Annotated in this window: 22 protein-coding genes; 12 read left to right on the forward strand and 10 right to left on the reverse strand. The window is 69.7% G+C overall.

All coding sequences use genetic code 11. The annotated features are described in order from the left end of the window. Positions 1-29 precede the first annotated feature (29 nt). The gene (gene ctaE, locus D0D37_RS29540; RefSeq protein WP_162834530.1) at positions 30-656 is read right to left on the reverse strand and encodes an aa3-type cytochrome oxidase subunit III; all 627 of its coding nucleotides are present in this window, start codon (positions 654-656) and stop codon (positions 30-32) included. A 107-nt stretch (positions 657-763) separates the two neighbouring features. On the opposite strand from ctaE, the gene D0D37_RS29545 reads away from it, so the two are divergent. The 3 genes from D0D37_RS29545 to trpD all read left to right on the forward strand — a co-directional run bounded on the left by D0D37_RS29545 (position 764) and on the right by trpD (position 2,713). Continuing rightward, positions 764-1,189 (forward strand): ribonuclease E inhibitor RraB, encoded by a 426-nt coding sequence (locus tag D0D37_RS29545; protein ID WP_116203866.1) that lies wholly within the window; start codon positions 764-766, stop codon positions 1,187-1,189. A 61-nt stretch (positions 1,190-1,250) separates the two neighbouring features. Next, entirely contained in the window at positions 1,251-1,664 is a 414-nt protein-coding gene (locus D0D37_RS29550; protein ID WP_116203867.1) for a hypothetical protein, read from the forward strand. A gap of 5 nt (positions 1,665-1,669) precedes the next feature. Continuing rightward, positions 1,670-2,713 carry an anthranilate phosphoribosyltransferase gene (gene trpD, locus D0D37_RS29555; RefSeq protein WP_208720201.1) on the forward strand — a complete coding sequence of 348 codons (1,044 nt, stop codon included), beginning with the start codon at positions 1,670-1,672 and terminating at the stop codon, positions 2,711-2,713. Between the two features lie 63 nt (positions 2,714-2,776). On the opposite strand, the gene D0D37_RS29560 is transcribed toward trpD, so the two are convergent. Then, the gene (locus tag D0D37_RS29560; RefSeq protein WP_116203868.1) at positions 2,777-3,742 is read right to left on the reverse strand and encodes a GlxA family transcriptional regulator; all 966 of its coding nucleotides are present in this window, start codon (positions 3,740-3,742) and stop codon (positions 2,777-2,779) included. Positions 3,743-3,825: 83 nt separating this feature from the next. Between D0D37_RS29560 and D0D37_RS29565 the strand changes: the two genes are divergently transcribed. Next, positions 3,826-4,734 (forward strand): DMT family transporter, encoded by a 909-nt coding sequence (locus D0D37_RS29565; RefSeq protein WP_116203869.1) that lies wholly within the window; start codon positions 3,826-3,828, stop codon positions 4,732-4,734. 10 nt (positions 4,735-4,744) lie between these two features. Here D0D37_RS29565 and D0D37_RS29570 read toward each other — a convergent pair whose 3' ends face one another. Beyond that, entirely contained in the window at positions 4,745-5,167 is a 423-nt protein-coding gene (locus D0D37_RS29570) for a cytochrome c oxidase subunit 4 (protein WP_116203870.1), read from the reverse strand. 32 nt (positions 5,168-5,199) lie between these two features. Continuing rightward, on the reverse strand, positions 5,200-6,147 hold the full coding sequence (ctaC, locus tag D0D37_RS29575) for an aa3-type cytochrome oxidase subunit II (protein WP_116203871.1): 948 nt from the start codon (positions 6,145-6,147) through the stop codon (positions 5,200-5,202). 212 nt (positions 6,148-6,359) lie between these two features. Here ctaC and asnB point away from each other — a divergent pair, with 212 nt between their 5' ends. Next, positions 6,360-8,294: an asparagine synthase (glutamine-hydrolyzing) gene (gene asnB / locus D0D37_RS29580; RefSeq protein ID WP_116203872.1), complete on the forward strand. Its 1,935-nt coding sequence runs from the start codon at positions 6,360-6,362 to the stop codon at positions 8,292-8,294. Positions 8,295-8,626: 332 nt separating this feature from the next. Here the strand turns inward: asnB and D0D37_RS29585 are convergent, their stop codons facing one another. Then, positions 8,627-9,616 carry a carbohydrate kinase family protein gene (locus D0D37_RS29585; protein WP_116203873.1) on the reverse strand — a complete coding sequence of 330 codons (990 nt, stop codon included), beginning with the start codon at positions 9,614-9,616 and terminating at the stop codon, positions 8,627-8,629. A gap of 154 nt (positions 9,617-9,770) precedes the next feature. Between D0D37_RS29585 and D0D37_RS29590 the strand changes: the two genes are divergently transcribed. Further along, positions 9,771-9,956 (forward strand): hypothetical protein, encoded by a 186-nt coding sequence (locus D0D37_RS29590; RefSeq protein ID WP_116203887.1) that lies wholly within the window; start codon positions 9,771-9,773, stop codon positions 9,954-9,956. A 92-nt stretch (positions 9,957-10,048) separates the two neighbouring features. On the opposite strand, the gene D0D37_RS29595 is transcribed toward D0D37_RS29590, so the two are convergent. After that, on the reverse strand, positions 10,049-10,426 hold the full coding sequence (locus D0D37_RS29595) for a HesB/IscA family protein (RefSeq protein WP_116203874.1): 378 nt from the start codon (positions 10,424-10,426) through the stop codon (positions 10,049-10,051). Between the two features lie 144 nt (positions 10,427-10,570). Between D0D37_RS29595 and D0D37_RS29600 the strand changes: the two genes are divergently transcribed. Together D0D37_RS29600 and D0D37_RS29605 are read left to right on the forward strand one after the other, a co-directional pair. Next, entirely contained in the window at positions 10,571-11,230 is a 660-nt protein-coding gene (locus D0D37_RS29600) for a DUF3043 domain-containing protein (RefSeq protein WP_116203875.1), read from the forward strand. Positions 11,231-11,431: 201 nt separating this feature from the next. Continuing rightward, a complete protein-coding gene (locus D0D37_RS29605; RefSeq protein ID WP_116203876.1) occupies positions 11,432-12,421 on the forward strand; it encodes an aldo/keto reductase family protein in 990 nt (329 codons plus the stop codon). 105 nt (positions 12,422-12,526) lie between these two features. Here D0D37_RS29605 and D0D37_RS29610 read toward each other — a convergent pair whose 3' ends face one another. Continuing rightward, positions 12,527-13,228, reverse strand: coding sequence for an IspD/TarI family cytidylyltransferase (locus tag D0D37_RS29610; RefSeq protein WP_116203877.1), 702 nt, complete (start codon positions 13,226-13,228; stop codon positions 12,527-12,529). A gap of 79 nt (positions 13,229-13,307) precedes the next feature. Between D0D37_RS29610 and cobT the strand changes: the two genes are divergently transcribed. Beyond that, positions 13,308-14,378: a nicotinate-nucleotide--dimethylbenzimidazole phosphoribosyltransferase gene (cobT, locus tag D0D37_RS29615; RefSeq protein WP_116203878.1), complete on the forward strand. Its 1,071-nt coding sequence runs from the start codon at positions 13,308-13,310 to the stop codon at positions 14,376-14,378. Positions 14,379-14,441: 63 nt separating this feature from the next. Here the strand turns inward: cobT and D0D37_RS29620 are convergent, their stop codons facing one another. Then, positions 14,442-15,545, reverse strand: coding sequence for a branched-chain amino acid aminotransferase (locus D0D37_RS29620; RefSeq protein WP_116203879.1), 1,104 nt, complete (start codon positions 15,543-15,545; stop codon positions 14,442-14,444). Between the two features lie 96 nt (positions 15,546-15,641). On the opposite strand from D0D37_RS29620, the gene D0D37_RS29625 reads away from it, so the two are divergent. After that, a complete protein-coding gene (locus D0D37_RS29625) occupies positions 15,642-15,944 on the forward strand; it encodes a hypothetical protein (protein ID WP_116203880.1) in 303 nt (100 codons plus the stop codon). A gap of 1 nt (position 15,945) precedes the next feature. Here D0D37_RS29625 and D0D37_RS29630 read toward each other — a convergent pair whose 3' ends face one another. Both D0D37_RS29630 and D0D37_RS29635 read right to left on the reverse strand, forming a co-directional pair. After that, the gene (locus D0D37_RS29630; protein WP_116203888.1) at positions 15,946-16,572 is read right to left on the reverse strand and encodes a ribonuclease FAU-1 family protein; all 627 of its coding nucleotides are present in this window, start codon (positions 16,570-16,572) and stop codon (positions 15,946-15,948) included. Next, positions 16,565-17,422: a sulfatase gene (locus tag D0D37_RS29635; protein WP_116203881.1), complete on the reverse strand. Its 858-nt coding sequence runs from the start codon at positions 17,420-17,422 to the stop codon at positions 16,565-16,567. Before D0D37_RS29635 ends, D0D37_RS29630 begins: the two co-directional genes overlap by 8 nt. 102 nt (positions 17,423-17,524) lie before the next feature. Between D0D37_RS29635 and D0D37_RS29640 the strand changes: the two genes are divergently transcribed. Continuing rightward, positions 17,525-19,027, forward strand: a complete 1,503-nt coding sequence (locus tag D0D37_RS29640) for a leucyl aminopeptidase (protein ID WP_116203882.1) — start codon at positions 17,525-17,527, stop codon at positions 19,025-19,027. Between the two features lie 82 nt (positions 19,028-19,109). After that, positions 19,110-20,093, forward strand: a complete 984-nt coding sequence (locus D0D37_RS29645; protein WP_116203883.1) for an SMI1/KNR4 family protein — start codon at positions 19,110-19,112, stop codon at positions 20,091-20,093. Positions 20,094-20,407 lie beyond the last annotated feature (314 nt).

Here is a 20,407-nt window from a genome sequence, read left to right on the forward strand (position 1 = left end):
AGGCCGTTTTGTGGTGGGCGGTGCGGAGATCAGGGAAGGATGTAGATCACCGCGAAGAGGCCGACCCACACGATGTCGACGAAGTGCCAGTAGTACGACACGACGATCGCCGAGGTGGCCTGCGCCGGAGTGAACTTGCTGAGCTTCGTGCGGATCAGCAGGAACACGAAGGCGATGAGCCCGCCGATCACGTGCAGGCCGTGGAAACCGGTCGCGAGGTAGAACACCGTTCCGAACGGGCCGGACGGGATCGTCAGCCCCTCCTCGACGAGGTTGTGGTACTCGTTCGCCTGCCCGGCCACGAAGATCGCGCCCATGATCAGCGTCACGATGTACCAGCGCCGGAGCCCGTAGACGTCGCCCCGCTCCGCGGCGAACACGCCGAACTGGCAGGTCAGCGACGACAGCACGAGGATCACCGTGAACGGGATCGCGTACCCGACGTTGAGGTGGAATTCCTCGCCGTGCAACGGCGGCGGCCAGGACGCCCCGGCCGGGTTCTGCGCCTTGACGGTGAAGAACATGGCGAACAGTCCGGCGAAGAACATCAGTTCGCTGGACAGCCACACGACGGTGCCGACACTGACCATGTTCGGCCGGTTCAGCGAGTGGACCCGCTGGCTGATGGTGGGAGCTGCCGTTGTCACGAATCGCATTATGTCCTCTCGTGCGGGCGCCCCGCCCGCCGGGTCTGCGGCGGGTCGTGGGAGCTTCGCGTCACACCCGCGCGCGAGAAGCGGACCAGCACCGGAAGGAGCTACTCGTGAGTTGGCTGGAGAAGCTCCGTGACCTGGCGAGAAAGCCGGAAAGGGCGTTCCTCGACCCGGACGCGCCCGGCCTCCGGGTCGTCGTTTCGGCGTTCGATCCGGCCGTCGCGGACTCCGCGGTGCTCGCCGATTCACCCGGCTGGGCAAGCGAAGCGCCCGCGGTGCTGGTGCATCACCTCGTGCTTCCGGCGGACCGGGTCGACGAGGCGGCGGCGATCCTCGCGCAGGACGGATACGACCTGCGCGAGCAAAGCCGCGACGGCGACCGGGTGCTGGCGCACGCGCGGCGGGTGCAGGTGCTGGACGCCCTGCACTGCGCCCAGGAAAGGTCCCGGATGGCCGGGCTGGCGCAGCGTCTCGGCGGCGACGCGCCGGGCTGGGAGGCGCGGCAACCGGGTGACTCGCCCACCGCGTCCGCGTGAGATGCGTCTCGGCGGATACGATCGCGGCTGTTCCACCCGTGACGAGACGGAGGCGTGCTCAATGAGCGAGCAGTCCCAGCGGATCCTGGTGTTCAGCCACAAGGCCGAGGTCCGCGAGGCGATCATGAACGCCGTCGGCAGGCGCCCGGCGGCCGACCTCGGCCGCGTCGAGTGGGTCGAGGCGTCCGGCATCGCCGACGTGCTCGCCGAAATGGACGCGGGCTCGGTCGACCTCGCGATCCTCGACGGCGAGGCCCAGCCGACCGGCGGCATCGGGCTGACCCGCCAGCTCAAGCACGAGATCGACGACTGCCCGCCGATCGTGGTGGCCGTCCGCCGCCGCGACGACCGATGGCTCGCCACCTGGGCGCTGGCCGACGCCGTGCTGGTGCACCCGCTGGATCCGCTGACCGCGGCGGAGACCGTCGCCGGCGTGCTGCGCGCCGGGCGGGTCCCCGCCGTCAACGGCGGCTGAGCCCGGTGGGCGCCACCCCGCACACCTGGCCCGCGCTGCTCACCCGGCTCATCGCCGGCGAGGACCTGTCCGCGGAGGACACGGCGTGGGCGATGGACCAGATCATGTCCGGCAGCGCCGGACAGGCGCAGATCGGCGGCTTCGCGGTCGCGCTGCGCGCCAAGGGCGAAACGCCCGCGGAGATCTCCGGCATGGCCGACGCGATGCTGTCGCACGCCCGGCGGATCACGCTGAGCCGTCCGGCGGTGGACATCGTCGGCACCGGCGGCGACCGGTCGAACTCGGTGAACATCTCCACGATGGCGACGATCGTCACGGCGGCGGCGGGCGCGCCGGTGGCCAAGCACGGCAACCGGAGCGCGTCGTCGAAGTCCGGCGCGGCCGACGTGCTGGAAACCCTCGGCGTGAAGATCGACCTGCCGCCGGAGGCGGTGCTCGCGTCGCTCGAGGAGATCGGCATCGGGTTCTGCTTCGCGCCCGCGTTCCACCCGGCGTTCCGGCACACCGGCCCGCCGCGGCGCGAACTGGGCGTGCCGACCACGTTCAACCTGCTGGGCCCGCTGACCAACCCGGCGCAGCCGCAAAGCGCGCTGATCGGCTGCGCCTACGCCGACAAAACCCGTGCCCTGGCGGAGATTTTCGCCGAACGCGGGATGTCGGTGCTGGTGGCCCGCGGCGACGACGGCCTGGACGAGATCACCACCACGACGACGACGTCGGTCCTGGTGGTCTCCGGCGGCACGGTCACGGAACGCTCCTTCGACCCGCAGTCGCTCGACATCCCGCGCGCCACCGCGGAGGACCTGCGCGGCGGCGATGCCGCGGCGAACGCGGAGGTCGTCCGGGAACTGGTCAGCGGCAAGACCGGCCCGGTGCGCGACGCGGTGGTGCTGAACGCCGCCGCCGCGCTGGCCGCGTTCACGGGCTTCTCCGCTTCGCTCGAGGACGATCTGGCCGCCGGGCTGGACCGAGCACGCCAGGCCATCGACAGCGGTGCGGCAGCGACGCTGCTGGACCGGTGGATCGCGTTCTCCTCGGCTGATCGCTGACCTCGGCGCATCCAACGTCCGTGAGGGGAACCCTGAGGGACTCTGATTCCCTCAGGGTTCCCCTCACGGACTTCTGCGGAAAGCGGTCCGGTAAGCGCTGGGCGTAGTCGAGCGCAGCCGCGAGAACTGGTGCCGCAGCGCGGCCGCCGACGCATATCCGCAGGCCACCGCGATGTCCTCCACCGACAACCGTCCCTCCTCCAGCAGCGCCTGCGCCCGGTCGAGGCGGCGTTCGGTCAGCCAGCGATGCGGAGTCGTCCCGGTGGCCGCGGAAAACCGGCGCAGGAAGGTCCGCTCCCCCAGTCCGCTGCGGCGCGCCAACTCCGCGACCGTGAACGGCTGATCCAACCGTCGTTCGACCCATTCGAGCGCCTCGGCGACCACCGCGTCGTCCGGTGCGGCCGTCGCGGGTACCGGAGCTTGCACGAACTGCGCCTGCCCACCGGCCCGGTGCGGCGCGGCCACCATCCGCCGGGCCAACGCCGTCGCCGCTGCAACGCCGCGCAAGCGCCGCACGAGGTGCAGGCACAGGTCCACTGCGGCGACCGTCCCGGCGCTGGTGAACACGCCGTTGTCGTCCGCGTAGAGCGCTTGTGGGTCTACTTCCGCAGTGGGAAACAAGCGACGGAATTCCGGCTCGTAGATCCAGTGCACCGTGCAGCGACGACCGTCCAACAGTCCCGCGTAGCCAAGGGAAAACACTCCCGCGCAGAACCCGGCGACCCACGCACCACGCTCCCGGGCAGCGCGTAAAGCGTCCAGCAGCGGCTCTGGCGGCGGTGCGGTCCGCGGTGCTTGCGTGGGCACAATCACCAAATCCGCCGACGCCGCGAACTCGAGGTCGCGCAGTCCGGCGAGGCCGAATCCGGACCAACTGGCGACGTCCGCCCCGTCCGGCGAGCACACGCCGAAGTCCCAGCCAGGCATGCCGTCCGCGCTGCGGTCCGTGCCGAACACCTCGCATGCGACCCCCAGCTCGAACGGTGAAACCCGGTCCGCGAGCAGTACGGCGACCCGTTGCACGTCCATGCCGCCCAGGATGTCACAAGTTTTGCGGCCATTGTCATCTCTGACACTGGTTGAGCGTCGCCGCGAAGGCGAATCTGGGACGCATGAAGAACCCCGAATCCCGCCCGGTCCTGCAGTGGTCCGCCGCGATGGCGCTGTCCGGCACGATCGGCGCGGTCGTGCTCGAAAGCGGCGCGGCCGCTCCGGCGGTCGCGTTCGCCCGCTGCCTCGTCGGCGGCGTCCTGCTGGTCGTGTGGTCCCTTGCCCGAGGCTGGTTCCGCGACTGGCGGCCGACCCGCCGCGACCTGCTGCTCGCCGTTGCCGGCGGACTGCTGCTGGTCGGCAACTGGGTGCTGCTGTTCGCGTCCTACTCGCTGTCGTCCATCGGCGTCAGCACCGTCGTCTACCACACGCAACCGCTGATTCTGGTCGGAATGGCGGCGATGTTCCTCGGCGAGAAAGTCGGCCGTTCGCACCTCATGCGGGCAGGTGTGGCTTTCGCCGGAGTTGTGGTGATTTCCCTTTCCGCCCAAGGAGATGACGGACAACCGGTGCGGCTCGCGGGGATCGCGCTCGCTCTCGGCGCGGCTCTGCTCTACGCCGGTGCGTCATTCATCGCGAAGCAGCTCAAGCACATCCGGCCGCATCTGCTCGCCGCCGTGCAGCTGACGGCCGGCGCGATCGTGCTCGCGCCCGCGCTGATGTTCACGCCGCTGCCGAGTTCGGCTCCGGGGCTGCTGTGGCTCCTGCTCCTGGGCACGGTGCACACGGCGGTGATGTACGTGCTCATGTACGCGAGCATCGGCAAGCTCCCGACCACGACGGTGGCGCTGCTGTCCTACCTGTACCCGGTGGTCGCGGTCGTGGTGGACATGCTCGCGTTCGGCCATCGGCTCACCTGGCCGGAGGGCCTGGGCATGCTGGCCGTGCTCGCCGCGGCGCTGGCTCCGCAGCGAACCAAGGCGGACACGCGAAACGCCCGGCCGGGAATTCCCAGCCGGGCGTCTCGGTGAAGCGGAAAACTCAGTCGTGCTCGGGGCCGGTGTGGTACTCGAACACCAGCCCGCCCACGGCGATGAGCAGGGCCACGAGCGCCATCACGAGGAGCCAGATGTGGAAGAACGCGAGGGCGAGACCGGCGAGACCGGCCGACGCGGCCAGCGCGATCGGCCAGTAGCTGCCCGGGCTGAAGAAGCCCAGCTCGCCGGCGCCGTCGCTGACCTCGGCGTCCTCGCGGTCCTCCGGACGGTCCTCGATCCGGCGGGACACGAACTGCATGTAGCTGCCGGCGAGGAACGCCAGGCCGCCGGTCAGGAACAGCGCGACGATGCCGACCGGCTCGGCCTGCTGGTTGGTGGTGAAGAGCGCGGTCATGACCCAGTAGACGGCGGTCATGAGGACGGCAAACCCCGCCACCATGTAGAAAATCCGGGCTTCGACCTTCATGGGATTGGTCCCCTGCTCCTTCTGGTTCGCCGTCAGTTGGACGCGGTGCGCGCGGTGCGGTCGGTGTTGAACGGCTTCGTGGTCACCGCGTACGGGCTGCACAGCTCGCCGCAGTTCATCGAAGCCAGCGCCTCGGACGCGGTGTTCGGCTTGCCGGTCTTCGGGTTCGTCTCGGTGCGCAGCTTGAGGTACTGGTCGTACTTGTCCGGGGACAAGGCCCGCACCTCGAAGTTCATCACCGAATGGTACGTCCCGCACAGCTCGGCGCAGCGTCCGACGAACGAGCCCTCGCGGTCGATCGAGTTCTGGAACGAGCTGTCCTGGTTGTTCTTCTCCGGGTCCGGCATCACGTCGCGCTTGAAGTTGAACTCCGGGACCCAGAACGAGTGGATGACGTCCGTCGAGCGGAGCCGGTACTCGATCGTCTTGTTGGTCGGCAGCACGAGCAGCGGGATCTCGCCGGAGGAGCCGACGGTGCTCACCTGGGTGCCGTCCGCGCGCTTGGCGTTCTCGCCCTCGTACTTGAACTCCCAGTTCCACTGGAAGGCGATCACGTCGACGACGACGTCCGGGTTCGGCTTCTTGTCGAGGACCTTGCTCTCGGTCGTCGCGGTGAAGAAGAACAGCACGCAGACCATGATCGTCGGGAGGACGACCGTGAAGATCTCCAGCGGGATGTTGTACTGGAACTGCCGCGGGAGGTCCTCGGGGCCTTCGGCGGCCGCGCCCTTCTTCTTGCGGTGGAAGATCGCGGTCCAGAAGATCAGGGCCCACACGATCGCGCCGACGATCAGCGCGGCGATGACCGTCCACGTCCAGAGAGTGCGCATCTGGTCGGCCTGCGGCGTGACGCCCTTCGGCCAGCCGAAGCGGAGGATCTCGTCTCCCGAGCAGCCCGTCGCGGTCAGCGCCACCAGCACGGCCAGCGCGGCGACACGCCCGACCCGCTTACCCACCGGGGTGCGCTCTGGTTTTCCCACTGCGCCCTGCCCTTTCACCCAACAGGCCCTCTCACACCGGGCCTTCTTCGACCGATCTTCGTGACAGGCGGAGCCTAGCCGAGTTGGCCGCTCCCGCTGACCAAGGGGTGACCAGTTGCGCCACGCGTCACCCGCATTCCGGGCGGCGGGCCCCGCCCCGGCATACTGGGCCCTTCCCCGGACCGGCCCGACCCTGAGGTGTGTGAGTACACGTGTGCGGCCTGCTTGGACTGATCTGCGCGACCGAAAACGACGCCTCGAACGCCCGGGAGAGCGTCGGCGCGGCGATGCGCTGCCAGCGCCACCGCGGCCCCGACGAGCAGGACACCTGGGCCGACGCCGAGGTCGTGTACGGCTTCAACCGGCTCGCCTTCATCGACGTCGACCACGCGCACCAGCCGCTGGTGTGGGGTCCGGCCGACGCTCCGGGCCGGTACACGCTGAACTTCAACGGCGAGATCTACAACTACCGCGAGCTGCGCGACGAGCTGGCCGAAAAATTCGGTGCGAAATTCGCCACCGAAGGCGACGGCGAGGCGATCGTCGCGGCATATCACTATCTCGGCGACAAAGCGGTCGAAAAGCTGCGCGGCATGTTCGCGTTCCTGATCTGGGATTCGGCCGAAAAGGTGGTTTTCGGCGCGCGCGACCCGTTCGGCATCAAGCCGCTCTACTACAGCGAAGGCCCGAAGGGCACCGCGTTCTCCAGCGAGAAGAAGAGCCTGCTGGAGCTGTCGGACACGCTCGGCGTCGCGCAGGAGCTGGACCGCACGGCCCTGCAGCACTACCTGGTCCTGCAGTACGTGCCGGAGCCGGAGTCGCTGCACACCGCGATCCGCCGCGTCGAGTCCGGCACCTCGTTCCGGCTCTCGCCGGGCGGGAAGACCGAGTTCACCCGCTACTTCCACCCGAAGTTCGCCGCGAAGCCGGTGAACGGCCAGGCCGAGGCCGACGCGCTGTACGAGCGCATCGCCGATGTGATGCGCGACTCGGTCGGCAAGCACATGATCTCCGACCCGGACGTCACGGTCGGCGCGTTCCTCTCCGGCGGCATCGACTCCACCGCGACCGCGACGCTCGCCAAGGAGCACAACCCGAACCTCATCGCGTTCACCACCGGGTTCGAGCGCGAGGGCTACTCCGAGGTGGACGTCGCCGCCGAATCGGCCGCCGCGATCGGCGTGAAGCACGTGGTCCGCACGGTGTCGGCGGACGAGATGATGGAAGCGCTGCCGCTCATCGTCTGGTACCTGGACGACCCGGTGGCCGACCCGGCGCTGGTCCCGCTGTGGTTCATCGCCCGCGAGGCGCGCAAGCACGTGAAGGCGGTGCTGTCCGGCGAAGGCGCGGACGAGCTGTTCGGCGGGTACACGATCTACGGCGAGCCGATTTCGCTGGCCCCGTTCGAAAAAATCCCCGGCGGCGTGCGCAAGCTGCTGGGCAAGGTGTCCACGAAGATCCCCGAGGGCACCCGAGGCAAGGACCTGCTGCGCCGCGGCGCGCTTCCGCTGGAAGACCGCTACTACGGCAACGCCCGCAACTTCCGCGACGAGCAACTGCGCGCGGTGCTGCGGACGTACGAGGAAGGCGTCGGCTTCAAGGACGTCACCGCCCCTTGGTACGACGTGTCCCGCGGCTGGGACCCGGTGGCCCGCATGCAGCACGTCGACCTGTACACCTGGCTGCGCGGCGACATCCTGGTCAAGGCGGACAAGGTCACCATGGCGAACTCGCTGGAACTGCGCGTGCCGTTCCTGGACGCCGAGGTGTTCAAGGTCGCCGCCTCGATCCCGCTGGACCAGAAACTCGCGCACGGCACCACGAAGTACGCCCTGCGCCAGGCTCTCGCGAAGATCATCCCCGGCCACGTCCTGAACCGGAAAAAGCTGGGCTTCCCGGTGCCGATCCGCCTGTGGCTGCGCAACGAGATGTACGACTGGGCTCGCGGCATCATCAGCGACTCGAAGACCGATGAGCTGCTGGACAAGAACGCCGTGCTGCGACTGCTGGACGAGCACAAGGAAGGCCAACTGGACCGCAGCCGCCAACTGTGGGCCCTGCTGGTCTTCATGCTGTGGCACGGAATCTTCGTGGAACACCGCATCAAGCCGGAAATCCCGGAACCGGCCTACCCAGTCAAGCTCTGAGGTCCGTGAGGGGAACCCTGAGGGACTCAGAGTCCCTCAGGGTTCCCCTCACGGACGGCCATTCCCTCAAGGGGCCCCTCACGGAACTGGATTCCCTCAAGGGGCCCTTCACGGACCACGCGCCAAACCGCAGCCAGCGCACCCAACCCACCAGTGCACCCACACCACCCCCGCACCCCGATACGAAGCCAAAATGCGGACGGCGGGTGCTTGTCAAGGCATCTTTCCCGCCTTGACAAGCACCCGCCGTCCGTCATCACAATCGGCTTCGGGGTGCCCCACGCAACCCCCACGGCAATGTCGCCGCCAGGCGACGAGCCGAACCCAAAGTCTCAAGCAGGCAAAACGGCAGCGATCTCCTCAGCAGCCTCAGGCCCGAACGCCTCGTTCAACCGCGTCAACGCCTCCCCGCGCTCCAGAGTCCACTCCTGAGTCCCCACAGTCTCCAAAACCAACACCGCGATCAAACACCCCAACTGCGCGGCCCGCTCCAAACTAAGCCCGCCGTCGATCGCAGCAAGGAACCCAGCCCGGAACCCATCCCCGACCCCGGTCGGATCAGCCTTCCCGCGCTCCGGCACCGCCCCGATCTGCAGCGCGGTCCCGTCCCGCCCAACGATCTCCACGCCCTTCTCCCCCAGCGTGGTAATCCTCAGCCCGACCCGCTCCAGCACGTCAGCCTCGGTCCAGCCAGTCTTCTGCAGCAACAACTCCCACTCGTAGTCATTGCTGAACAGATACTTGGCCCCCTCGACGAACGCCCGCACCTGAGCCCCGTCCATCCGAGCCAGCTGCTGCGAGGGATCAACGGCAAAGGTGTAGCCCCGCTGACGGCACTCCTGAGCATGCCGGACCATGCCCTCAGGATCGTCCGGACTGATCAACACCAGCCCGAGCCCGCCGACCCGGTCCGAAATCGGCCCCATCTCGATATTCCGCGACTCCGCCATCGCACCCGCGTAGAACGTCGCGATCTGACACATGTCCTCGTCGGTGGTGCACACGAAGCGCGCGGTGTGCGCGACCTCGGACACCAGCACGCCGGAGGTGTCGACGCCGTGGCGCTGCAGCCACGACTGGTAGTCCGCCCAGTCCTGGCCGACGGCTCCGACCAGCACCGGCTGCACGCCGAGCACGCCGAGGCCGAACGCGATGTTCGCGCCGATGCCGCCGCGGCGCACGACGAGGTCGTCGGCGAGGAAGCTCAACGACACCCGGTGCAGCTGCTCGGCGACGAGCTGTTCGGCGAACCTCCCCGGGAAGTGCATCAGATGGTCTGTCGCGATGCTGCCCGACACGGCGATCCTGGGCTTGTCTGCCACCGGTTCTCCTCACGAGGTGGATGAGCTGTCTTTTCGCGCCCTGACGCAAGTTACCCGCTGGTCATGACCCTTCCGGGTAGTTTCCGCGCCACGTTCCGACACTACCGGCCGGTACTCGTTTCCCGTTCGACTCAGGCTGAATAGCGTGACGATCGTGAACCTCGCGACCGAACCGGAAACCCTCGGCGACCTGATCGCCGACTGCGCCCACTTCCCGTCCGCGCTGCGGCCCGAGCGCTCCGCCGACCAGGCCCGGCTGCCCCTTCCGAGGGCCGCGCGGCCGTGGACGGTCGACGACGACTGTCACGCGCAGGTCGCCGACCTCGACGCCTACGTCTGAGCCAGCGAAACGGCAGTCGAACGGACTGCGGCCCCAGAACAGACAACGGGCCCCGGCGCGGAAGCGTCGGGGCCCGTTTGTCGGCTCTGGGCTCAGTGGAAGCTGTCGCCGCAGGCGCAGGAACCCGTGGCGTTCGGGTTGTCGATCGTGAAGCCCTGCTTCTCGATGGTGTCGACGAAGTCGATCACGGCCTCGGTCACGTACGGCGCGCTCATCCGGTCCACTGCCACCTGCAGGCCGTCGAAGTCGCGGAACAGGTCGCCGTCGAGCGTGCGCTCGTCGAAGAACAGCTGGTAGCGCAGGCCCGCACAGCCGCCGGGCTGCACGGCGATGCGCAGGTGCATGTCGTCGCGGCCCTCCTGTTCGAGCAGCGCCTTCGCCTTGGCGGCCGCGGCGTCGGTCAACGTCACGCCGTGGGTCTCCTCGGCGGTCTCGGCCGCAGCCGCACCGGTCTGCTCAGCGGTCGTCATGGCACTCCCTCTTTGGTCGAACTCGCTGCGGGTACATCTCGTGTCCTAGGCACAACACGGGACTCGCCCGATCTGTTCCCCTCCATCGTCGCATATGGAACGACCTGGTGAACAAAGCCGTGACGCCTGCAATACCCTGGTGAGGTGAGGTTCCTGCGCCGAAGCACCACTGACCCCGCCGCCGACGACTCCGCGGCCGAGGCCGCCGCTGTCGATTCCACGGCCACGAGCAAGTCGTACACGCCGGGAAAGGGCAAGGCCACGCCGAAGCGGCGCGAGGCCGAGGGGCGCAAGCGCGGGCCGGTCGCGGCGCCGCCCACCTCCATGCGCGAGGCGATGAAGCGCAACAAAGAGCTGCGCAAGGCCAACCCGGTCAGCAAGGAAGACCGCAAGGAGGCCGCCCGCGTGCGCCGCGAGCGGATGATGTCCGGCGACGACAAGTACCTGCCGCCGCGCGACAAGGGCCCGGTCAAGGCGTACGTCCGCGACCTGGTCGACTCCCGGCGCAACATCCTCGGCCTGTTCATGCCGCTGGCGATCCTGGTGTTCCTCGCGCTGCTGGTCCCCGCGCCGGCGGTGCAGCAGTACATCACCCTGGTCTGCATGGCGATGCTGCTGGTCATGGCCATCGAGGGCTTCGTGAACGGCCGCAAGATCTCGAAGCTGGTCCGCGAACGCTTCCCGAAGGAACCGTCGACGGCCACCCGCGGAGTCGGCTGGTACGCCTTCGTGCGGGCGAGCCAGATCCGCAAGCTGCGCGTCCCGAAGCCGCGGCTGAAGGCCGGAGACCCGATCCCGAACTAAGCCGTGCGGCCGCGTTCGCCTGAACGCGGCCTCGGTTCACAGCTTTCGGCAGGCAGACCGCCCAGAACGCTCCCTTCGATCTGGGCTCGGGCAGGGTTTCGGCTCGCGGGTCACCGTTTCGACGCCGGGGTTCGCAGCCCGAACTGAGCCGTGCGGCACACAGGTCGTTAGCCTGGCGAACGAAACGTTTACCCTGTGGGCATGGAGTTTCGACGTCTCGGCCGCAGCGGCCTCAACATCAGTGAGATCTCCTACGGCAACTGGCTGACCCACGGGTCCCAGGTCGAGGAGGACCAGGCGCAGGCCTGCATCAAGGCGGCGCTCGACGCAGGCATCACGACCTTCGACACGGCTGACGTCTACGCGAACACCGCCGCCGAATCCGTGCTCGGGCGCGGCCTCAAGGGCCAGCGCCGGGAGAGCCTGGAGATCTTCACCAAGGTCTTCTGGCCCACCGGTCCGAAGGGCCCGAACGACAAGGGTCTCTCGCGCAAGCACATCATCGAGTCGGCGAACGCGTCGCTCGAGCGGCTCGGCACCGACTACGTCGACCTCTACCAGGCGCACCGCTTCGACCGCACGGTGCCGCTGGAAGAGACGATGCAGGCGTTCGCCGACCTGGTCCGCCAGGGCAAGGCCCTCTACATCGGCGTCTCGGAGTGGAACGCCGAGCAGATCTCGCGCGGCGCGGCGCTCGCCCGTGAGCTGAAGATCCCGTTCGTGTCGAACCAGCCGCAGTACTCGATGCTGTGGCGGGTCATCGAGTCGCAGGTCGTGCCCGCTTCCGAGCGCGAGGGACTGAGCCAGATCGTCTGGTCGCCGGTGGCGCAGGGCGTGCTGACCGGCAAGTACAAGGTGGGCCAGCCGCTGCCCGCCGGTTCGCGGGCGACCGACGAGAACGGCGGCGCGAACATGGTGAAGCGCTTCCTCGACGAGAAGACTCTCACCGCGGTCGCGAAGCTGGAGCCGCTGGCGGCCGACGCCGGGCTGTCGATGGCGCAGCTGGCCGTCGCGTGGGTGCTGCAGAACCCGAACGTCGCGTCGGCGATCATCGGCGCTTCGCGGCCGGAGCAGGTCTACGACAACGTCAAGGCAGCAGGCGTCAAGCTGGAGCCGGAGCTGCTCACCGCGATCGACGAGGCGCTCGGCGACGTCGTCATCAGCGACCCGGCGCTCACCGTCGCTCCCTGATCACCGCAGCCGGGTTCGCCCCGGCGAAAGTCCGTGAAGGGCTCCTTGAGGGAATCTGATTCCCTCAAGGAGCCCTTCACGGACCTCCTGCGGGCACTGCGGCGGCTACGAAGAAGGCCGCAGCAGGAACCGCTCCGCCACCGCGAGGTCGTGCGGATAGGTGATCTTCACGTTCTCCGCGCTGCCGGGCACCCACCGCACCGGCAGCGCGGAGAACCGCTCCATGCACGAAGCCGTGTCCGTGCCGAGAAATCCTTCCGCGGCGGCCTGTTCGTAAGCCGCCAGCAGCGGTTGCGCCCGGAAGCCCTGCGGGGTCTGCACCCGGATCGCGCCGGGCAGCGGGCCCGCCACTTTGTCCGGTCCGGCCATCGAGACCACGTCGTCCGCGGCCAGGCCCGGCACCGCTCCCCCGTCTTCCCGGGTCCGCTCCAGCACCGCGGAGATCAGCTCCGGCGTCACCAGCGGACGGGCCCCGTCGTGCAGCAGCACGGAATCCACTGTCCCGTCGGCGATCCGCGGCGCGAGATGGCGCAGCGCGTTCAGCTCGGAGGCCTGCCGTGTCGGGCCGCCGGGCACGATTTCAACCGGGACGGACAGTTCGGCGAGCACTTCCTCGGCCAGCGGCGCGTCCTCGGGCCGGATGACCAGCACCAGCACGCCGATCCCGGCCGCCGCGGCGAACGCGTCCAGCGACCACGCCACCACGCGCCTGCCCGCGACCGGCAGGTAGACCTTGTTCAGCGCGGCCCCGACCCGGGTCCCCGCACCACTGGCCAGCACGACCCCGGCCGCCGTCGATTCCCGCACGCCGACCGACCCTAAGGGCCCCGCCCCGGCGGCGGTAGGTTGGGCGCCGGGACGCCCAGCGGCGAAAGGAAACCTGGCTGTGGACACCGGCGAAACGGGCATCGAGTTCGGCGAGATCGAACCGCCGAGCGACCAGGCCCGGTCGGGCGCGATCGCGCTGCACGACAAGCTCGTCAAACCCGCAGGCTCGCTCGGCAGGCTGGAAGAGCTGGGCGTGTGGATCTCCTCGTGCCAGGGCCAGGCCCCGCCGCGGCCGTTCACCCGGCCGCGCGTCGTCGTGTTCGCCGGCGACCACGGCATCGCGAAGAAGGGCGTCTCGGCGTATCCGCGGGAGGTCACGTCGCAGCTCGTCGGCACCATGCTGACCGGCGGCGCGGCGATCAACGTGCTCGCCGCGGCGGCGGGCGCGGGCGTGCGCGTGGTCGACATGGCCGTGGACACCGAGGAATCCGCGATGCGGTCGATCGGCGAGTTCAAGGTGCGCCGCGGTTCCGGCTCGATCGACGTCGAGGACGCGCTCACCGACGCCGAGGTCCGGGCCGCGGTCAACGCCGGCCGGAAGGTCGCCGACGCGGAGGTCGACGGCGGCGCGGACCTGCTGATCGCGGGCGACCTGGGCATCGGCAACAGCACCCCGGCGTCGGTGCTGGTCGCGGCGCTGACCGGCAGCGAACCGGTGGCCGTGGTCGGCCGGGGTTCGGGCATCGACGACAACACTTGGATGCGCAAGGCCGCCGCGGTCCGCGACGCGCTGCGCCGGGCCCGTGCGGTGCTGGCCGACCCGCTCGCGCTGCTGCGGACGTCCTCGGGCGCGGATATCGCTGCGATGGCGGGTTTTCTCGCTCAGGCGGCGGTCCGTCGCACGCCGGTCGTGCTCGACGGGCTGGTGGTCTGCTCCGCCGCGCTCGTCGCCGAAGAACTCGCGCCAGGTGCCCGCCGCTGGTGGATGTCCGGGCAGCTCACCGGCGAACCCGCACACGCGCTCGCGTTGGAGCACCTGGACCTCGGCGCGCTGCTCGACCTCGACGTCCGTCTCGGCGAAGGCACCGGCGCGGTCACCGCGCTGCCGCTGCTGATGATGGCCAGCCGCGTGCTCGCGGAAATGACCACGCACGAGCAATCCGGCGTCTCCGGCCCGCTCTCGTCCTGAAAGCCGTGAAGGGCTCCTTGAGGGAATCTGATTCCCTCAAGGAGCCCTTCACGGACAGCTAGCTCAGCTGAGCGGGGTCATCCAGCCGGCCGGGGCCGGGCGGGTGCCTTCCTGGATCCCGACGAGCTGCTCGCGCAGGCTCATCGTGACCGAGCCCGGCTGTCCGCCGGAGATCGAGAACTCGCCGCCGCCGTGCTTCACGTGGCCGACCGGCGTGATGACCGCCGCCGTGCCGCACGCGAACACCTCGGTCAGCTCGCCCGAGGCGGCCGCCTTCTCCCATTCGTCGGTGGAGATCCGGCGCTCCTCGACCTTGTGCCCGGCGTCCTTCGCCAGCTGCAGCAACGACTTCCGGGTCACGCCCGGCAGCAGCGAACCGGTCAGCTCCGGCGTCACCACGCGGACGTCGTCGCCCGAGCCGAAGACGAAGAACAGGTTCATCCCGCCCATCTCCTCGACCCAGCAGCGCTCGACCGCGTCGAGCCACACGACCTGGTCGCAGCCCTTTTCGACGGCCTGCGCCTGCGCCACGAAGGACGCCGCGTAGTTGCCCGCGCACTTCGCCGCGCCGGTGCCGCCAGGGGCCGCGCGCACGTATTCAGTGGACAGCCACACGCTGACCGGCTTCACGCCGCCGCTGAAGTACGAGCCGGCGGGCGAGGCGATGAGCGCGTAGACGTACTCGTCGGCCGGGCTGTTCACGCCCAGGCCCGCCGAGGTGGAGATCATGAACGGGCGCAGGTACAGGGAATCGCCCTCGCGGGTCGGCACCCAGCGCTCGTCGACGGCGATCAGCTCGCGCAGCGAATCGACGAAGGTCTCGACCGGCAGCTGCGGCATCGCCAGCCGCTCGGCGGATTCGCGGAACCGCTGCGCGTTGGCGTCCGGCCGGAACGCGGCGATCGTGCCGTCCGGCTGCCGGTAGGCCTTGAGGCCCTCGAAGATCGCCTGCCCGTAGTGCAGCACGGACGTGGCCGGGTCGAGGGAAAACGGTTCGTACGGCCCGACCTTGGCGTCGTGCCAGCCCTTCTCGGTGCTGTAGCGCACGGTGACCATGTGGTCGGTGAAGTGCGTGCCGAATCCCGGCTTGGCAAGTACCTCGGCGACGCGTTCAGGACTCGCGGGGCTCGGGTTCGGAACGTGGGTGAACTGCGTCGCTGTGGTCATGCATAAACGATAGCGCTTGGTCGGAAGCACGTTAGTCGGAAGTCCGGTGGTTTTACTCGCCGCACAGTCCCGCGCTCGCAGCGTCACCCCACTACGATGGACGGCGTGAGCACTCAACCAGCACGCCGAGCCGGGCCGGGCGCCGGGCCGGACGTCAAGACCTTCGGCACCGCGGCCCTGCTGACCTTCGGAGCCGGAATGCTCGGGATGGTCGGCTGGGGCCTGCTGTCCAGCGGGTTCGGCTTCTTCCTCGGGCTGGTCGTCGCCGGATTCGGCATCTACTGGTGGAAGAACCTGCACGGACAGGTGATCTCCCGGAATCTGCCGACCAAATCGGTGGTGATCCTGCTCGTCGTCAACGTCGTGCTGTTCGGGGCCTTGGTCCTGCTGGCCCAGTAGCTCAGCACAGTCCGGCGGGCAGCGCGGGCGCCGGCCAGCCCGGGTCCGGGCGGAAATCGGTGTGCGTGCCGTCGAACGGGTACGCGCCCCGCTCGGCCAGCGCGCCCAGCCGTTCGCCTTCCGCGCGCAGTTTGCCGAGTTCGGCGGTGGTCAACCGTCCCGCCTCGACGGCCGCCTCCGCTTCGTCCTCGTCCTTCCACTTCCAGCCCGCGCCCGGCGTCACGACCAGGTCGAGGATGCCGTCGATCCGGTCCGGGCCGGTTTCGGTGCGCCCGCGCGGAACTTCGAGGTTCACGTACCAGTCGCGGAAGCGTCCGTCCGCCTCGAAGAACCACCACACCGACGACCAGGCCGCGTCGGGAATCAGCCGCAGCGTCGAGGTGCCGTGCCAGACGTCCGGCACCCGCACGCGCGGCTCGCGAAACCGTTGTTCCAGCGGTGCTTCGCGCAGGCTTCGGCCGTCCGCGAGCCTGCTGCCGACGATCGGCGTGCCGAGCGGGAGCCAGCCGAGCAGCGTCTCGCCGTCGTCGGAGAGCACGCGCAGCGGATGATGCTGGCCGATGCTGCCGTCCGGGCGGACGAAACGTTCGACGACTGTCTGTCCCGGCGCCCAGCGGTGCTCAGTCATGCACGCCACGGTAGCGACGAACCCGCACTCGCAGCAGCACTTCCGCCACCGCGCCGAGGCGCGCCACGAGCAGCACCGCGGACACCGGAACGAACGCCCCGGCGGCCGCTGCCAGCACCGCACCCGCCGCGACCGGAGCCCCGCCGGACGGCGCAAACCGCTGTCGCGCACCGACGAAAGTCGTGAATGCCGCGGGAAGAGTCGCCAGCACTGCGATCACCGTGAGCAACGCCTGGAGCTGTCCCGCGTCCGCGGCGGAGAGCAGATCGCGGAACGCCGTCCCGGACAAGCCGAGCCGGACCGGGCCCAGCTGCAGCAACGTCACCGCCGTGACGATCACCGCGACGAGGCTCAGAACGAGCGCGCGTCCGGTGCTTCGCTCCCCCGGTTCCGGAATCAGGAACGGCAACAGGAACAACGCCGCGACGACGATCGCGGCCGCGTTCGGCGTCCCGATTCCGCTCGGTTGCGACACCGGAGCTACTACGAGGCAGATCGCCACCAGCACTGCCGCCGCGGCGAACAGCACGCCTAATACCCACTTGACCAGCAGGTCTGGCAGCCGAAGCCCGGCGAAGTCCGCCGCGGCGACGAACACCGCCAGCGCAGCGGCGGCGTATCCGGGCTGCAGGGGGAACACGTACGCGCCAAAGGCCTGCGCGAGCACGACAATCTGTGCCAGCCGGGATAATCCGCCGACGATCCGGGAGGCCGGATCGTCGCCGAGCGCGGGCAGCCGGGAGGCTCCGACGGCAGCCAGCGCGGCGAGCACGACCCCTGCGAGCAGCCAATACCCGGCCCCGGCGGCACCTGCCGCCAGCGTCACCAGGAGTGCTCCCGCGAGCCGCATCGCGATCCCCCTTCCCCCGTCCGGATGGCTTTGTCATTAGCATGGCTCACGATCGACCGGGCAGATCGCCCGGCGCCACCGCGACGTCGCGAGGAGTCAGAAGTGACCGTGCCGAAGCTTGCCCTCTCCGAGAACACGGGTGCGGCATTGGGCAAGACCCGCGCCGACGTCGTCGTGATCGGCACCCTCCAGGGCGAGGACGGCCTCGCGCTCGCCGCCGGTTCCGAGGTCGCCGACGCGGCGTTCGACGGCAAACTCGCCGAGGTGCTGGGCACGCTCGGCGCGTCCGGCAAGGCCGAGGAGATCGTGAAGCTGCCGACGCTGGGCAAGCTGCCCGCGGGCGTCGTGCTGGCTGTCGGCCTCGGCAAGCCGAAGGACGGGGAAATCACCCCCGAGCAGGTGCGTCGCGCGGCCGGTGCCGCGGCCCGCGCGCTGAGCGGCACCGAGCGGGCGTTCGTCACGCTGTCCGCCGTCGACCTGCACGCCGCCACCGAAGGCATCGCGCTGGGCGCGTACGTCTTCACCGAGTACCGCTCGGAGAAGGGCGACGCCCCGCTGGCGAAGGCCGACCTGGTCAGCCCGGCCGAGGGCACCGCGCGCGAGCACAAGGCCACCCTCAAGGCGGCCGGGTTCATCGCCGAGTCGGTCATCATCGCCCGCGACCTGATCAACACCCCGCCGAACGACCTCTTCCCGGCGTCCTTCGCCGACCGCGCGAAGAAGCTCGCCGACGCGAACGGCCTCGAGTTCGAGGTGCTCGACGAGAAGGTCCTCAAGCGCAAGGGCTTCGGCGGCATCCTCGGCGTCGGCGGCGGTTCGTCGCGGCCGCCGCGCCTGCTGCGGGTCAGCTGGAAGCCGGCGAAGGCGAGCAAGAAGGTCGCGCTGGTCGGCAAGGGCATCACCTTCGACTCGGGCGGCATCTCGCTCAAGCCCGCCGCGAACATGGACCACATGACCTCCGACATGTCGGGCGCGGCCGCCGTGCTCGCGTCGGTCGTGCTGGCCGCGAAGCTGAAGTACCCGCTCGAGATCACCGCGCACATCCCGCTGGCGGAGAACCTGCCCTCGGCGACCTCCTACCGCCCGGGCGACGTCCTCACCATGTACGGCGGCAAGACCGTCGAGGTGCTCAACACCGACGCCGAAGGCCGGCTCGTGCTGGCCGACGCGATCGTGCGCGCCGCCGAGGAGAACCCGGACTACCTGATCGAGACCGCCACGCTGACCGGCGCGCAGGTGGTCGCGCTGGGCAACCGGATCTCCGGCGTGATGGGCTCGGACGAGTTCCGCGACCGCGTCGCGGGCATCATGCAGGCCACCGGCGAGGGCGGCTGGGCGATGCCGCTGCCCGACGAGCTGCGCGGCGACCTCGACTCGCGCCTGGCGGACATCGCGAACGTCACCGGCCAGCGCTGGGCGGGCATGCTCGTCGCGGGCGTGTTCCTGCGCGAGTTCGTGCCCGCGGACCTGCCGTGGGTGCACCTCGACGTCGCGGGCCCGGCGTTCAACTCCGGCGGCCCGTGGGGCTACACCGGCAAGGGCGGCACCGGCGTCCCGGTCCGCACCATCGCCGCGGTACTGGCGGACATCGCCGACCAGGGCTGACCCGCACGCTTTGCCGGAGGCCCCGCACCACGCCGGTGCGGGGCCTCCGTCGTGTCCGCCGCCGTGTGGCACGCTCGCGTTCATGCAGCGCGACGACTACCTCGAGACCGCCGTCCGCGACGTGCTCACCGCCGACGAAGCCGCCGCTGACCGCCGGATCGGCCACGCCGCGCTCCTCCTCGCGACCGCGGGCGCGTCCGCTGCCGCGGATCGCCTTATCACGCAATGGCACGCAGTGACCGGACGCCCGACGTCCGCGCTCGCCGACGACGCGGTGCGCGCCCGCGGCTGGGCGATGCTCTTCGAGGCGCGCGGCGACCGTCCACAATGGGCAGACGCCCTCGTTCCGCTCGACCTGGACGCGGAAGAACAAGCCCACCAAGCACTTCTCGCCCGCCGAGTGTCCGATTTGGACGGTCTCTTCGACGGCTCGCCAGTGGCCGGGGTGGTCTCCGCCATCGCCCCGGAGCGACCCGATCCGGTGCGTGACGCACTGGCCGCCGCCGACCTCGACGCGTGGGCAACGCTCGTGGAGAACCACCCGAACCCGGACGTCGCGACGCTCGCCGCCACCCGCCCGCTCGCCGCCCGGCTGGTCGCGGGTGCGGACCCGCTCGGCCTCGGCACGGAGTGGCCGGACCAATGCGCGGGCGCGTTGATCGCCGCGCTGCGCGAACGCCATCCGACCGGCCCGGGCAGCCTGCCGGAACTGGTCGCGGCGATCCTCCGCCTGCGCGGACAACGCGCCCCTGCCCCGGCGTCACCCGCCGACCTGGCCGCGACCGAACAACGCCTCGGCTTCCGCCTGCCCGACGACTACCGTGAGTTCCTGGCGATCGCCGACGGACTACCCGCAGACGTCGTTTTCCCGCGGCTGCTGTCCACTCGCGAACTCCGCGCCGACGGCAGCGTGGTGATCGTCTCCGACCCCGCCACAGTCCTGCTCACCCACACCGGCGACAGCTGGCGAGCGATCGAAGTGGACCTCACTTACGGCAGCACCGCACACGACTCGTTCCGCGCGCTGCTGGAACACCACCACCGGCTGCTGGAGGCGAGCGCCTGATTCACCCACCCGCTGAAGTCCGTGAGGGGAACCCTCACGAACCCAGATTCCCTCAGGGTTCCCCTCACGACCAGCCGAAGTCAATGCCAGGGACTTAGGCCGTGCGGCCTCGGCCTGCCGATCGTCTACAAAGGACTCAAACCTCGCCGAAATGCCCGATCCATGCCCCCGTGGCCGCTTGCCCGCGTCCGTGAGGGGAACCCTGAGGGACTCAGAGTCCCTCAGGCTTCCCCTCACGGACAGCGCACCCCGCACCCGCCCGCCCCCGCGACCAAGACACCCCGCATACCGCACCCACAGCGCCGCCTTAAAAC

The organism is Amycolatopsis circi, assembly GCF_003385235.1.
Classification (GTDB): Bacteria; Actinomycetota; Actinomycetes; order Mycobacteriales; family Pseudonocardiaceae; genus Amycolatopsis; species Amycolatopsis circi.

What these genes read in the sequence shown, in the direction of transcription:
- ctaE (WP_162834530.1), bottom strand. Translation starts at nt 656, where the DNA reads ATGCGATTCGTGACAACGGCAGCTCCCACCATCAGCCAGCGGGTCCAC.
- D0D37_RS29550 (WP_116203867.1), top strand. Translation starts at nt 1,251, where the DNA reads ATGAGCGAGCAGTCCCAGCGGATCCTGGTGTTCAGCCACAAGGCCGAG.
- D0D37_RS29560 (WP_116203868.1), bottom strand. Translation starts at nt 3,742, where the DNA reads ATGGACGTGCAACGGGTCGCCGTACTGCTCGCGGACCGGGTTTCACCG.
- D0D37_RS29565 (WP_116203869.1), top strand. Translation starts at nt 3,826, where the DNA reads ATGAAGAACCCCGAATCCCGCCCGGTCCTGCAGTGGTCCGCCGCGATG.
- D0D37_RS29570 (WP_116203870.1), bottom strand. Translation starts at nt 5,167, where the DNA reads ATGAAGGTCGAAGCCCGGATTTTCTACATGGTGGCGGGGTTTGCCGTC.
- D0D37_RS29595 (WP_116203874.1), bottom strand. Translation starts at nt 10,426, where the DNA reads ATGACGACCGCTGAGCAGACCGGTGCGGCTGCGGCCGAGACCGCCGAG.
- D0D37_RS29605 (WP_116203876.1), top strand. Translation starts at nt 11,432, where the DNA reads ATGGAGTTTCGACGTCTCGGCCGCAGCGGCCTCAACATCAGTGAGATC.
- D0D37_RS29620 (WP_116203879.1), bottom strand. Translation starts at nt 15,545, where the DNA reads ATGACCACAGCGACGCAGTTCACCCACGTTCCGAACCCGAGCCCCGCG.
- D0D37_RS29625 (WP_116203880.1), top strand. Translation starts at nt 15,642, where the DNA reads ATGGACGGCGTGAGCACTCAACCAGCACGCCGAGCCGGGCCGGGCGCC.
- D0D37_RS29630 (WP_116203888.1), bottom strand. Translation starts at nt 16,572, where the DNA reads ATGACTGAGCACCGCTGGGCGCCGGGACAGACAGTCGTCGAACGTTTC.
- D0D37_RS29635 (WP_116203881.1), bottom strand. Translation starts at nt 17,422, where the DNA reads ATGCGGCTCGCGGGAGCACTCCTGGTGACGCTGGCGGCAGGTGCCGCC.
- D0D37_RS29645 (WP_116203883.1), top strand. Translation starts at nt 19,110, where the DNA reads ATGCAGCGCGACGACTACCTCGAGACCGCCGTCCGCGACGTGCTCACC.